Below are 12,110 nucleotides of genomic sequence, written 5' to 3'. Positions count from 1 at the left end.
TTAAAAACTAAATTAGAAAAGTCCCTCAAAAAAGAAAACTAAATCCTTTATTTGAATTTGATGAAAAACCATCTTCAAACTTTTTGATTTCGTTTAAAAGGTATCGCTCATATTGATTTCTCATAAAATCTCTAAAAATCTGAATATTATCTTCTTTTCGAGTATCAATTAACGCTTGGATATATTCTTGTTTATCTTCACTGTTCACAATGGCGAGTGGCAGATCGTAAAAAGCTTGAATATAATTCATAAGTAATCTTGACGTTCTTCCATTACCATCATAAAATGGATGAATACTTACTAGATTAAAATGTGCATCAAATGATAAATACAATTTTTCATCAATTGTCAAATTATCACTCATTTTAGCATTGATAAATTTAGTCAATTCATTAGTTAATCTCTCAACCTTATCATAATTGGGAAAATAAGAAACTCCTGCGGTAACATTTCCTTTTCTAAACATTCCTTTACTGGCATCTACTTCTCTTAAAATAGTATTGTAAATACCTCCTGTACTTTTCATGACGTAAGAATTAATTTCTTTAACCAAATCTGTAGTAATAGAAACTTGGTTTTTAGCTTTATCAATAATAAAATGAAGTGCTTTAAAATGATCTGTCACCATCAAAGTATCATTAATAGGTTTTCCTTTGGGAGTTAAACCATTATCTAACAGAATTTGGGTTTCCAATTCTGTTAAAGTAGACCCTTCAATTTTTGTCGAATGGTGGCTTATAGAAATCAAATTGAATTTCTCGTAATGCAATACATCAGTAATTCCTAAACATTTATATTTTAATATAAGAGATTCCATTGATTTGTGGTATTAGAAAAGTTACTATAAAAATACAATTCTAAACTCAATTAAATAATAAAAAAGAGCTAGATCGCGTAAAAACAAAAAAGCCACTCGATTTGAGTGGCTTTTTGTGATCGCAGAAGGATTCGAACCTTCGACCGCCTGCTTAGAAGGCAGGTGCTCTATCCAGCTGAGCTATGCGACCATTATTTTAGTGTAGTCGGGGTGGCAGGATTCGAACCTGCGGCCTCCTGCTCCCAAAGCAGGCGCGATAACCGGGCTACGCTACACCCCGAGGCAAAATTTAAGCGGAGAGACAGGGACTCGAACCCTGGCGACGGTTACCCGTCGACAGATTAGCAATCTGCTCCATTACCGCTCTGGCACCTCTCCTTGCTCAAGGAATTGCTTCCCGTTTTGCGGTTGCAAATGTATAACAACATTCTATTTCTCACAACTATTTTTGCGCTTTTTTTAAACTTTTTTGCATCTTTTTTTTAAAACGCTTCACAATCAAACGAATAGAATTAACAAAAATTTCACCTTAAATTTAAAATCTACCCTATTCAACACAAAATTTGAATTTATTCAAATAAACAGTAAATTTGCTTACTAACTATTATTAAACAGAAAATGAACAAAAGAGTTGTTATCGTTTCTGCCGTTAGAACACCTATCGGAAGTTTCATGGGCGGGTTATCTACTGTACCTGCACCAAAATTAGGCGCTGCTGCTATAAAAGGAGCCCTTTCAAAAATTAACCTAGACCCAAAATTAGTGGATGAAGTTTTCATGGGGAATGTAATTCAGGCCGGAGTTGGACAAGCACCAGCACGCCAAGCTGCATTATTCGCCGGATTATCAGAAGAAGTTGCTGCCACAACAGTAAACAAAGTCTGTGCCTCTGGAATGAAAGCTGTAATGTTCGCTGCACAAGCAATCGCATGCGGCGACGCTGAAATTGTAATAGCGGGCGGAATGGAAAGCATGAGCTTGATTCCTCACTACGTACAAATGCGTGCCGGAAACAAATTTGGTCCAGCAACTATGCTTGACGGAATGCAGAAAGATGGTTTGACAGATGCTTACGACAACAACGCAATGGGAGTTTGCGCTGACTTATGTGCATCTGAATACAAAATCAGCCGTGAAGAACAAGACGCTTTCGCCATTCAATCGTATGAAAGAAGTGCAAAAGCTTGGGACGCTGGAAAATTCGACAACGAAGTGGTTCCTGTTGAAGTGCCGCAAAGACGTGGTGAACCAATCATTTTTTCTAAAGACGAAGAATACACTAATGTAAAATTAGATAAAATTCCGTCTTTAAGTCCTGTTTTTACAAAAGACGGAACCGTAACTGCTGCAAACGCTTCAACAATCAATGACGGAGCTGCTGCTTTAGTTTTAATGTCTGAAGAAAAAGCAAGCGCTTTAGGGCTAAAACCTCTAGCTTACATAAAAGGCTATGCAGATGCTGCACAGGAACCAAAATGGTTTACAACAAGTCCAGCAAAAGCGTTACCAAAAGCGTTAGACAAAGCAGGAATTTCAATTTCAGATGTTGATTTCTTCGAATTCAATGAAGCTTTCTCTGTTGTTGGATTAGCCAATTCAAAAATACTAAACCTTGATAACGATAAAGTAAACGTAAATGGTGGCGCAGTTTCTTTAGGACATCCTCTTGGAGCTTCTGGAGCACGTATTATCGTAACTTTACTGAATGTTTTAGAACAAAACAATGCAAAAACCGGAGCTGCTGCCATTTGCAATGGCGGTGGTGGTGCATCAGCAATTGTTATCGAAAGAGCTTAAAACAATATCTTAAAAAATCAGGAGTTATACCTATAACTCCTGATTTTCAACTAATAAATTTCCTTAGATGTTTGGAATTTGCAATTTAGCCATAGTACCCGTTCGAGCCGAAGCCAGCGATAGAAGTGAAATTGTCACACAGCTTTTATTTGGCGAACATGTTGAAATATTAGAACGCCATAATCAATGGGCTAAAATCAGAATTCAATTTGATGATTACGAAGGCTGGATTGATTCTAAACAAATTCAGGAAATTACCAAAGAGCAGTTTAATCTTTTAAGCAAAGAAGCAATTATTTTAAATGCCGACTTAATCGATTATATCACAGCTCCTAATAATTTATTACTTCCAATTCCGCTTGGAGCTTCCTTATCGTTTTTAAACAATAACGAAATTAATATTTCAAACTTTGATTTCGAAGGCACCAAAACCAGCGGTATAAAACCGAAGAGTGGCTTAATCAAAACGGCTTTTATGTATTTGAATGCTCCTTACTTATGGGGTGGAAAAACACCTTTTGGTATTGATTGTTCTGGTTTCACCCAAATGGTTTATAAGTTAAACGGTTATAAAATTCATCGCGATGCATCACAGCAGGCACTTGAAGGAGATCCGTTAAGTTTTATTGAAGAATGTGAACCAGGCGATTTGGCTTTCTTTGATAATGATGAAGGAAATATTACCCACGTAGGCATCATTATGGACAATAATTACATCATTCACGCAAGTGGAAAAGTCCGCATTGACCGTTTGGACCACACCGGAATTTACAATCCCGAATTAAACAAACACACTCACAAACTTCGGGTAATTAAAAAGATTATCTAAAAAAAGCAGGCGGATAAAACAGATTCGCTTTGCGAAAACGCGAATTTTTTACCGATTTTTTATTTTTTTCGCTCGTAGATTTAGCAGATTTATTTTTTCTCTTTTTAATCTATTTAAAATCCGCTTAAATAATATAGCTAACTATTCGTGAAATTAATCATTTACTACTCTTATTGTGTACAAATAAATTCGTGAATTCGTGGCTAAAAAAAAACTAAGCGCTCAATCGAATTGTCTTTCTAAATTCAGACGGACTATTTCCTTTTTGTTTTTTAAAGAATTTATTAAAGTGGCTTTCATCCGTAAAACCAAACTCATAAGCAATTTCATTAATACGCTTATCACTGAATTGCAAACGATGTTCAATCAGTTTTGTTTTATAATTGCTGATGTATTGTTGCATCGTTTCGCTTGCATGTTTTTTGAAATAGCGACCTAAATACGTATTCGAAATTCCGAAATAATCACTTATAGATTCCGCCTTAATCTTTTCTGGATAATAAATATTATTCTGAATATACTGCAGAATATCCATTGCTTTAGCTTCCGTATTTATCGTTACTTGTTCCGGAAGATATTTCGCAATATTTCTCGCCACAATAATAATCAGCGTATTGACCAACTGCTGAATCAATTCCTGATTATACACATCTTTATCCTGATGTTCACGACAAATCGCTTCAATCATCACTTTTACCAAACATTTATCAGGATCATTTTTCAAGATACAACCCGGCTGATGATTGGCATTTTGAAGAATATATTCCAAGCGCTGAATATTTTCATTCTGCAAACTCGAATTTTTCAAATAAATATCATTGAACCTTAAAAAGAAGAATTTCGTTTCGGTTTCAATCGTAAAATTATGACAATCCTCAGGCGTCAATAAAAACAAATGCCCCGGATCATATTCAAAAATATTTTTGTTAATACACTGTCTTCCTGTTCCTTCCAGAATATAAACTAATTCAAAAAAATTATGACGATCTCCCACATCTGGATATTCACTAAGCGTTTCAAAAGAAACTGTAAACGGCTCATATAAGTTTTCTTTTTTCATAATCCTATTTATTTGAAGATGCAAATATACCTAAAAAAGACAAATATATACCAAATAAGAATCTTAAAAACAGTATAATTTTGCCTCATCAATTTTAAACAGAAAAAATCACTATCATGGAATATAGAAAATTAGGCAGCTCAGAATTGGAATTATCAACCATTACTTACGGTGCTTTTGCGATTGGTGGAACTATGTGGGGTGGAACAGAAAAGAAGGATTCAATCGACTCCATCCATGCTTCAATTGACCACGGCGTAACTACAATTGACACTGCTCCTTTTTACGGATTTGGTTTAAGCGAAGAAATGATTGGAGAAGCCATTAAAAGTCAAGATCGCTCTAAAATTCAATTGCTTACCAAATTTGGTTTGGTTTGGGACGGAAGCAACAACGGAAAAGGCGATTTCTTTTTTGATGCTGATGACAACGGTAAAAAAGTTCCGATTTACAAATATTCATCAAAAGCAAATGTAATTAAAGAAGTTGAGGAAAGCCTAAAACGTCTTCAAACCGATTACATTGATTTACTTCAAATTCACTGGCCAGATTCTACTACTCCGATTTCTGAAACAATGGAAGCAGCAGAAAGTTTAATTCAGCAAGGAAAAATTAGAGCTTTCGGAGTAAGTAATTACAACGTTGCACAAATTCAAGAAGCGCAAAAAACAATTCAAATCGCTTCAAATCAAGTGGCATACAGCATGCTGAACCGCAAAATTGAAGACGAACTAATTCCTTTCACCGTAGCAAAAAACATCGGAATCATAGCTTACAGTCCAATGGAAAGAGGTTTATTAACCGGAAAATATTTCACAGACAGCAAACTAAAAGAAAACGACCATAGAAACGGTTATTTCGGTCAATTCGATCTTCAAAAAGTAAAAACTTTAGTCGAAGAATTAACGTCTTTAGCACATGCCAAAGAAGCAAGTTTATCACAATTAGTTTTACGCTGGACCTCTTTACAAAAAGGAATTGCAATAGTTTTAGCAGGAGCAAGAAACGCAGAACAAGCCATTTCAAACGCCAAAACAATGGATTTTGATTTATCAGCTTCAGAATTGGAATTCATCAATCAGGCAATTTCTAAACTAAAATAAATATTTAAACACATAGAAACATAGATTTCCTTTGTCTACAAAGGCGTTTCACTTAAATAATCACACATAGAATATGTGTTAGAAACTAGTTTCTTTCAATTCCCTTCCAGAAAGAAAAACCTATGTTTCTATGTGTTAAAACAATCTCAAAAACTTAAAACATAAAAATAATTTGGGTGTGTTCGCCGCGGCGAACCGGGCTTTCGGCTATATCTTTTGCTCCATTTCATTTCGCAAAAGGATACCGCCTCTATCCCTCACACATCCGTTTTCATAAGAACAATTAAAATGAAAAAGATATTTATAATTAACGGCGGACAAAAATTCGCACATTCAGGAGGAAAATTCAACAAAACCGTTCAGGACTGGACAGTAGAATTTCTATCTAAAAACAACAATTACGAAATCAAAACCACTCATGTAGAAGACGAAATTGACCTTCAAAAAGAAGTAGAAAAATTCGTTTGGGCAGATTTAATTATCTATCATACACCAGTTTGGTGGTTTCAATTACCAAACCTTTTCAAGAAATACATAGACGATGTTTTTACCCAAGGACACAACAACGGAATCTACAAAAGCGACGGAAGAAGCCGTGTAAATCCTGATATCAACTACGGAACTGGCGGACTTCTACACGGACGTAAGTACATGCTTACCACAAGCTGGAACGCGCCTGCTACGGCTTTTACCCTTCCAGAAGAATTCTTCGACGAAACTTCTGTTGATGATGGCGTAATGTTTGGTTTTCATAAAATGAACAAATTCACAGGAATGGAACGCATAAACGGATTTCATTTCCATGATGTTGAAAAAGGCGCAACACCAGAAAATATCGTTATCTTTAAAGAGAATTACACAAAACATTTAGAAGAAACTTTCAAAAACTTATAATTATGATCTCAATTACCGCAATTTTAAAAAGCAAACCAGAGCATTTAATTGAAGTTCAAAACATGCTGACACATCTAGTAACCGAAACTAGAAAAGAAGCCGCATGCATTCGTTACGATTTACACACTTCAGAAAATGTTTTTATTCTTTGGGAAGAATGGAAAGACCAACCCGGTTTAGATTTACATAACAGCCAGTCTTACCTGCAAGATTTCATCAAACAAACCGAAACATTGGTTTCAACACCAATTCAAGTATATAAAACCGCTCAGATTCTGTAAAGTTTTTCCGCCACGAATTCACGAATTAATTTTAAATACTTTACGCATAGATTTTAAAAAAATAATTCGTGAATTCGTTGCAGAAAAAAAATCCTACATAATATTCAGAAAAAAGCTAAATTGCCTCTCATTCACAAAAATAAAATATGAGTCATTATCATCTTGATGAAATTAATGTTGCCAAAATGAAAGGAGTCGATATTAACGACCCAATAATGAAAGAATTTGTAGATAATTTAGATGCTGTAAACACTTTAGCAGAAGAAAGCGAAGGTTTTGTCTGGAGATTAAAAGACGATACCAACAGTTACAATGCCACAAGTCTGAATCCGTACAACGATGAGCAGATTATCATCAATGTATCGGTTTGGGAAAGCATCGAAACTTTAGAACATTATATGTACAAAACGTTTCACAGCGAATTTTTAAGACGCCGAAAAGAATGGTTTCATAAATTCGGAAAAGCACATACAGCCATGTGGTGGATTCCAAAAGGTCAAATTCCAACCATGGAAGAGGCTGTAGAAAAATTAGATTACCTACAGAAAAATGGCCCTTCAGAATTAGTTTTCGATCTAAGAAACAAATATCCGATGCCGATTGAAGCGTAGATTTTTCCGCCACGAATTCACGAATTAATTTAAAATCTTTACGCAAAGATTGTAAAAAAATAAATTCGTGAATTCGTGGCTATAAAAACTACTTAATTCCTCCAAAAGCTCCGAAACACATGTTTTTGTGTAAAATTTCGACTTTTGAAAAACCTACTTTTTTCATCAAATCTAACTGGTAATTCATCGATCTCGGAGAATCTTCTTTTTCAATGTAATCCAAAACCTTTTGGCGATACTCTGCCCCTCCTATTCCTTCCAAATATTCGCCATAACGCTGCCATGTATATTCATTCAACAAATCAGTATCTTGTGTGATTAAATCTGAAATCATCAAACAGCCGCCTGGTTTCAATAATTTAAATAATTTAGTGAAAGTCGTTTCCCAATCGTTATCATCACGTAAATGATGTAAAACAGCACCCGCCAAAATAATATCAAAACTTTCTTCTTCTAAAGCTACCTCACGAATATCACCTTGTTTTATTTCTACTTTTCCATTTGTTACTGCCGAAACCCGTTCAAAAGCACGATCCAACATTGGCAAACTCAAATCGACCAAAGTGCAGTTTAAATTCGGCACTTTAGACAACATCATCAAAGTGTAATTTCCTGCTCCACAGCCCACATCCAAAACGTTTTTGGCATTCGGAACAATTCGTTTTGAAGCTTCCGTTATTAATTCTAAAGAAATAGTAGCGTCGATTGTAGCCACCTGTCCTGTTTCTAAATTTGAAAATCGTTCGACATCATTGTCAAATCGTTCTTTGATTTCTTCGATGGTTGATTTTTTCATGGCCTTTTATTTTTTTTAAAATTTTCACGCAGATTTAAAATGATTCTCTTTTTTATTCTTTACGATTCAAATAAAAAAAAATCTGATTTGATCAGCTTAAATTTGTTAAATCTGCGAGAAACTTATTTTTTTCTTTTTTAATCTCCCGCAGATCAAGCAGATTGGGCGAATCTTTTTGCTATTATATGATCGGGTATTATTATGATTAAGATGATTTATCTAAAAATTAATAATCTGCTAAATCTGTTTAAATCTGCGAGAGAAATATTTTATTTTTTCAAAACTACTCCTTTCATAAATACTTTAAAAATACTATTTTTATCAATTAATAATACTTTAAAAGTATCATGGAATTACGTCATCTAAAATATTTCTTAGCTGTAGCTGAAGAACTGAATTTTACCAAAGCTTCAAAAAACTCTTTATTTCGCAGCCGCCGTTAAGCCGACAAATAGCGGAATTAGAAGAAGAACTTAACGCCAAACTTTTCATCAGAAACAATAAAAAAGTAGAACTTACCGAAGCAGGAAAGTATTTTAAAGAAGAAGTTACGGCACTTTTTCAGAATCTAGATCGCATTTCATCCAAAACAAAAAAGATTGCAGAGAACGTTTCGGGCGAATTCAGAATTGCTTATATCAGTTCGATTTATTCTTCTATTATTTCCGATTTAATAAAACATCTGAAAGCGCAATTTCCTTACGTCAATTTCAAACTTTTCGAAATTTCCACCACCAAACAAATCGACGCTTTAGAACAAGGAAAAATCGAAATGGGAATTATTAGATCGCCCATTCATTCGCCAAAAATAAAATCACATTTATGGTTTAAAGACGGATTTTCATTGGTTTATAATAAAAACGCTTTTCAGATAAAATCGGAAAATGATATTTTAAAATTAAAAGATGAAACGTTTGTTTTTTTCAATAAGGATTACGCGCCGCATTATCATGAAGTTTTACTGGAACTTTGCGCTTTTTATGGCTTTACGCCGAAGATTATTCACGAAGCCAATAATATCAATTCAATAGTGCAATTGGTCAAAAATGGATTGGGAATTTCGATTGTTCCGTCAAACATTGCGAAAAACAATCAGGATTCAGAAATTGCTTTTATCGAATTGAAAAAAGTTAATTTATATACAAATGTATCCATAATAACTTCAAAAGACGATCATTCTGAAATCACGCAATCTGCTGTTGCCTTTTTGTTAGCGGAAAAATAGCCACGAATTCACGAATTTATTTTTTTAAAATCTATGCGCAAAGTTTTCAAAATAAATTCGGAATTCGTGGCTATCTATAACAAAAATTCGTTACAATTTAGTACAGAAATCCACATCAGAAAAAGAGAACTTTTAAATACCTTAGCAAATTATAATTCCATTCCATAAAAATCAATACAAAATGGCTGAACAATCTTCAATTCAGTGTCCAAACTGCGGAACTCCTATCGATGTCAATGATGTTTTAAAGCATCAATTGGAAGATAGCATCCGTAAAGAATTTCAACAAAAAGCAAATATTCAAAACCGTGAATTGGAGCTTAAAAACGAACAATTGGAAAAAGCCAAATCCGAATTTGAAGCGAAGAAAAAACAGGAAAACGAACTTTTTGCTGAACGTTTGGAGCGCGAGAAAAAGACAGCTGAAAAAGAAATTTCAGAAAAATTAAAAGCCAAATTGGAAGAAGAAAACAGAGATCGTTTACTACTCATGGAAAAGGAACTCTCTGAAAAGTCTGAAAAAATTAGGGAATTGAATAAAATGGAAGGTGAAATCGCAAAATTACAGCGCGAAAAACTGGAAATGAAAGAAGCCATTCAGGCCGAAGCCGAAAAGCAGTTAAACGCTCAATTGGCTTTGGAACGTGAAAAAATCAGAAAACAGGAAGACGATAAAAACGAACTGAAATTCAAAGAACTTCAGAAACAGCTGGAAGAACAAAAAAAGCTGACTGAAGAAATGAAACGCAAACAAGAACAAGGTTCGATGCAATTGCAAGGCGAAGTAATGGAATTAGCAATTGAAGAATGGCTGGCCAACAATTTCCCGCTTGACAGTATTGACGAAGTTAAAAAAGGAGCCAACGGTGCCGACTGTCTTCAAGTGGTTAATACAAGAGAACATCAAAATTGCGGTTCTATTTATTACGAAAGTAAAAGAACCAAAGCGTTTCAGCCATCTTGGATTGAGAAATTCAAAAACGATATTCGAACCAAAAGAGCCAATATTGGAGTTTTGGTTACCGAAGTAATGCCTTCGGGAATGGACCGAATGGGAATGCGAGACGGAATTTGGATTTGTACATACGAAGAATTTAAAGGTTTAAGTGCGGTTTTGCGTCAGTCTTTAATTCAAATTAATCAAGCGGTTCAAGCGCAAGAAAACAAAGGCGACAAAATGTCGATGTTGTATGATTTCTTAACGAGCAACGAATTCCGTTTGCAGATTGAGGGAATTGTAGAAGGTTTCACCCAAATGCAAAGCGATCTGGATTCTGAAAAAAGAGCCATGCAGAGAATTTGGAAACAAAGAGAAAAACAAATCGAAAAAGTAGTTCATAATACTTTAGGAATGTACGGTTCGATTCGCGGTATTGCTGGAAATGCAGTTCAAAGTGTACGAGCTTTGGAATTGGATTTTATTGAAGAAGATTCAGAAAACGACGATCCAAAAGAATTGTTTGAATAAATCACATCAACAAGTTCCCACGGTTGAAACCATGGGCTATGTTTCTATTAATTATACTCAACAAACAACGTTTTAGTTTGTCATTTCGACTGAAAGGAGAAATCACACTAGTTTGTCGACAAAGATTAGCGATTTTCTTTGTAGATTTTCTTGTGCGATTTCTCCTTTCAGTCGAAATGACAACAGCAACTTGAAACTTTAAACGTGAAACAAAACCTTTAATCAACTTTCTTAAAAACAATCAATTTCCCAGAAGGATTCGACAAAGTCAATTGGTTATTTTCAATAGAATACGTTGTTGTGCTTTGTAAAGCTTTCAAAAATTCGCTCTCTTTATTTCCTTGCGGACAAGCCATTAAGTTGGAAACTACTTTTGTAAAACGAAGGAGATCTTTTTCAAAAAAGATTTGTCCCGTTATTGAATTACAACCGCCATATCCCATAAACTGATTTTCTGTTGAATTAATCTCCATTCTTGGGAATTCCTTTTGAAAATCGGTTGCAAAAACCTTATAACCATTAAGTTCTTCCAAAACCCAAATATCGTGCAATCGATAATCTGTTAGATATTTTCCACAACCGCTTAATTTTTTCGCTTCTAATTCCGAATTATTTTTGATTTCTACTTTTACACTATACGGTGAAATCGCACCAGACATAGAATCCTGACAATCTAACTGCTGTATTGTAATAGTTGCCGAAGTGGTTTCGTTACTTACCTTATACATTTTCACATTAGCATCCATTGTCCTAATAGCTTCAACAGATGGAAAAGAGATTTTTTCTTTCCCTGGAATTAATGATGTAAAAACAATTTCTTCATTCCCTATTTTGATTCCCAAAAAAGGTTCATTTCCGGTTCCTTTAAAATAATATTTTAAATCTTCTTCTGTAGAACTTGTTGTCGAAGTTGCAACAGAATCTTTGTTTGCTGCCGTTTTGCATCCCAAGACTAAGAATGATAACAGCAATATTGAAAGTACTTTTTTCATGAGATTTAAGTTTAAAATGCTCTTTTTGTAAAATAGCTATAAAATTCTTATGAATTTACGATTTTTTTTGAAACGTTTATTTAGAATCCTTTCAAATTTAAAAAAACTAAGTAACTAAAAAATCAATCAAATCCCGCACTACGTAGAAGATTAACACAAAATACGTAGTTACAAAAACATATTTACAACTTAAAAAATAATAACTTACGTATTTTTATAAGTATAAATACTTATATT

General features: G+C 34.3%; 12 protein-coding genes and 3 tRNA genes. 8 read left to right on the top strand and 7 right to left on the bottom strand.

Translation table 11 applies throughout. The features are described 5' to 3' along the window. Positions 1–25: 25 nt before the first annotated feature. The 4 genes from J0383_RS18315 to J0383_RS18300 all read right to left on the bottom strand — a co-directional run bounded on the left by J0383_RS18315 (position 26) and on the right by J0383_RS18300 (position 1,195). Positions 26–817: a Fic family protein gene (locus J0383_RS18315; RefSeq protein ID WP_207295413.1), complete on the bottom strand. Its 792-nt coding sequence runs from the start codon at positions 815–817 to the stop codon at positions 26–28. A gap of 116 nt (positions 818–933) precedes the next feature. Continuing rightward, positions 934–1,007, bottom strand: a tRNA-Arg gene (locus J0383_RS18310). 15 nt (positions 1,008–1,022) lie between these two features. Continuing rightward, positions 1,023–1,097, bottom strand: a tRNA-Pro gene (locus J0383_RS18305). Positions 1,098–1,111: 14 nt separating this feature from the next. Continuing rightward, a tRNA-Ser gene (locus J0383_RS18300) sits at positions 1,112–1,195 on the bottom strand. A 240-nt stretch (positions 1,196–1,435) separates the two neighbouring features. Between J0383_RS18300 and J0383_RS18295 the strand changes: the two genes are divergently transcribed. Together J0383_RS18295 and J0383_RS18290 are read left to right on the top strand one after the other, a co-directional pair. Next, positions 1,436–2,614, top strand: coding sequence for an acetyl-CoA C-acyltransferase (locus tag J0383_RS18295; protein ID WP_207295412.1), 1,179 nt, complete (start codon positions 1,436–1,438; stop codon positions 2,612–2,614). 67 nt (positions 2,615–2,681) lie between these two features. Continuing rightward, positions 2,682–3,443, top strand: coding sequence for a C40 family peptidase (locus J0383_RS18290; protein ID WP_207295411.1), 762 nt, complete (start codon positions 2,682–2,684; stop codon positions 3,441–3,443). A gap of 214 nt (positions 3,444–3,657) precedes the next feature. Here J0383_RS18290 and J0383_RS18285 read toward each other — a convergent pair whose 3' ends face one another. Beyond that, positions 3,658–4,503 carry an AraC family transcriptional regulator gene (locus J0383_RS18285; RefSeq protein ID WP_207295410.1) on the bottom strand — a complete coding sequence of 282 codons (846 nt, stop codon included), beginning with the start codon at positions 4,501–4,503 and terminating at the stop codon, positions 3,658–3,660. A 116-nt stretch (positions 4,504–4,619) separates the two neighbouring features. Here J0383_RS18285 and J0383_RS18280 point away from each other — a divergent pair, with 116 nt between their 5' ends. The 4 genes from J0383_RS18280 to J0383_RS18265 all read left to right on the top strand — a co-directional run bounded on the left by J0383_RS18280 (position 4,620) and on the right by J0383_RS18265 (position 7,392). Further along, positions 4,620–5,606: an aldo/keto reductase gene (locus tag J0383_RS18280; RefSeq protein ID WP_207295409.1), complete on the top strand. Its 987-nt coding sequence runs from the start codon at positions 4,620–4,622 to the stop codon at positions 5,604–5,606. 288 nt (positions 5,607–5,894) lie between these two features. After that, positions 5,895–6,500: an NAD(P)H-dependent oxidoreductase gene (locus J0383_RS18275; protein WP_207295408.1), complete on the top strand. Its 606-nt coding sequence runs from the start codon at positions 5,895–5,897 to the stop codon at positions 6,498–6,500. 2 nt (positions 6,501–6,502) lie between these two features. Next, a complete protein-coding gene (locus J0383_RS18270; RefSeq protein ID WP_207295407.1) occupies positions 6,503–6,781 on the top strand; it encodes a putative quinol monooxygenase in 279 nt (92 codons plus the stop codon). A gap of 146 nt (positions 6,782–6,927) precedes the next feature. Further along, a complete protein-coding gene (locus J0383_RS18265; RefSeq protein WP_207295406.1) occupies positions 6,928–7,392 on the top strand; it encodes a DUF3291 domain-containing protein in 465 nt (154 codons plus the stop codon). An 88-nt stretch (positions 7,393–7,480) separates the two neighbouring features. On the opposite strand, the gene J0383_RS18260 is transcribed toward J0383_RS18265, so the two are convergent. Beyond that, a complete protein-coding gene (locus J0383_RS18260; protein WP_207295405.1) occupies positions 7,481–8,188 on the bottom strand; it encodes a class I SAM-dependent methyltransferase in 708 nt (235 codons plus the stop codon). A 424-nt stretch (positions 8,189–8,612) separates the two neighbouring features. Between J0383_RS18260 and J0383_RS18255 the strand changes: the two genes are divergently transcribed. Together J0383_RS18255 and J0383_RS18250 are read left to right on the top strand one after the other, a co-directional pair. Next, entirely contained in the window at positions 8,613–9,413 is an 801-nt protein-coding gene (locus tag J0383_RS18255) for a LysR family transcriptional regulator (protein ID WP_317196757.1), read from the top strand. A gap of 181 nt (positions 9,414–9,594) precedes the next feature. Beyond that, complete coding sequence (locus J0383_RS18250; protein ID WP_207295404.1) at positions 9,595–10,881, top strand: DUF2130 domain-containing protein; 1,287 nt, start codon at positions 9,595–9,597, stop codon at positions 10,879–10,881. 218 nt (positions 10,882–11,099) lie between these two features. Here the strand turns inward: J0383_RS18250 and J0383_RS18245 are convergent, their stop codons facing one another. Further along, positions 11,100–11,873 carry an META domain-containing protein gene (locus J0383_RS18245; RefSeq protein ID WP_207295403.1) on the bottom strand — a complete coding sequence of 258 codons (774 nt, stop codon included), beginning with the start codon at positions 11,871–11,873 and terminating at the stop codon, positions 11,100–11,102. Positions 11,874–12,110: the final 237 nt, after the last annotated feature.

The sequence above is a fragment of the Flavobacterium endoglycinae genome, from assembly GCF_017352115.1.
In the GTDB taxonomy this organism is placed as follows: Bacteria; Bacteroidota; Bacteroidia; order Flavobacteriales; family Flavobacteriaceae; genus Flavobacterium; species Flavobacterium endoglycinae.
The sequence above is the reverse complement of the archived record's forward strand: the minus strand, read 5'-3'. Positions and strand labels throughout refer to the sequence as shown.

Coding starts and splice junctions, on each gene's coding strand:
- J0383_RS18315 (WP_207295413.1), bottom strand. CDS start 817: ATGGAATCTCTTATATTAAAATATAAATGTTTAGGAATTACTGATGTA.
- J0383_RS18295 (WP_207295412.1), top strand. CDS start 1,436: ATGAACAAAAGAGTTGTTATCGTTTCTGCCGTTAGAACACCTATCGGA.
- J0383_RS18290 (WP_207295411.1), top strand. CDS start 2,682: ATGTTTGGAATTTGCAATTTAGCCATAGTACCCGTTCGAGCCGAAGCC.
- J0383_RS18285 (WP_207295410.1), bottom strand. CDS start 4,503: ATGAAAAAAGAAAACTTATATGAGCCGTTTACAGTTTCTTTTGAAACG.
- J0383_RS18280 (WP_207295409.1), top strand. CDS start 4,620: ATGGAATATAGAAAATTAGGCAGCTCAGAATTGGAATTATCAACCATT.
- J0383_RS18275 (WP_207295408.1), top strand. CDS start 5,895: ATGAAAAAGATATTTATAATTAACGGCGGACAAAAATTCGCACATTCA.
- J0383_RS18270 (WP_207295407.1), top strand. CDS start 6,503: ATGATCTCAATTACCGCAATTTTAAAAAGCAAACCAGAGCATTTAATT.
- J0383_RS18265 (WP_207295406.1), top strand. CDS start 6,928: ATGAGTCATTATCATCTTGATGAAATTAATGTTGCCAAAATGAAAGGA.
- J0383_RS18260 (WP_207295405.1), bottom strand. CDS start 8,188: ATGAAAAAATCAACCATCGAAGAAATCAAAGAACGATTTGACAATGAT.
- J0383_RS18250 (WP_207295404.1), top strand. CDS start 9,595: ATGGCTGAACAATCTTCAATTCAGTGTCCAAACTGCGGAACTCCTATC.
- J0383_RS18245 (WP_207295403.1), bottom strand. CDS start 11,873: ATGAAAAAAGTACTTTCAATATTGCTGTTATCATTCTTAGTCTTGGGA.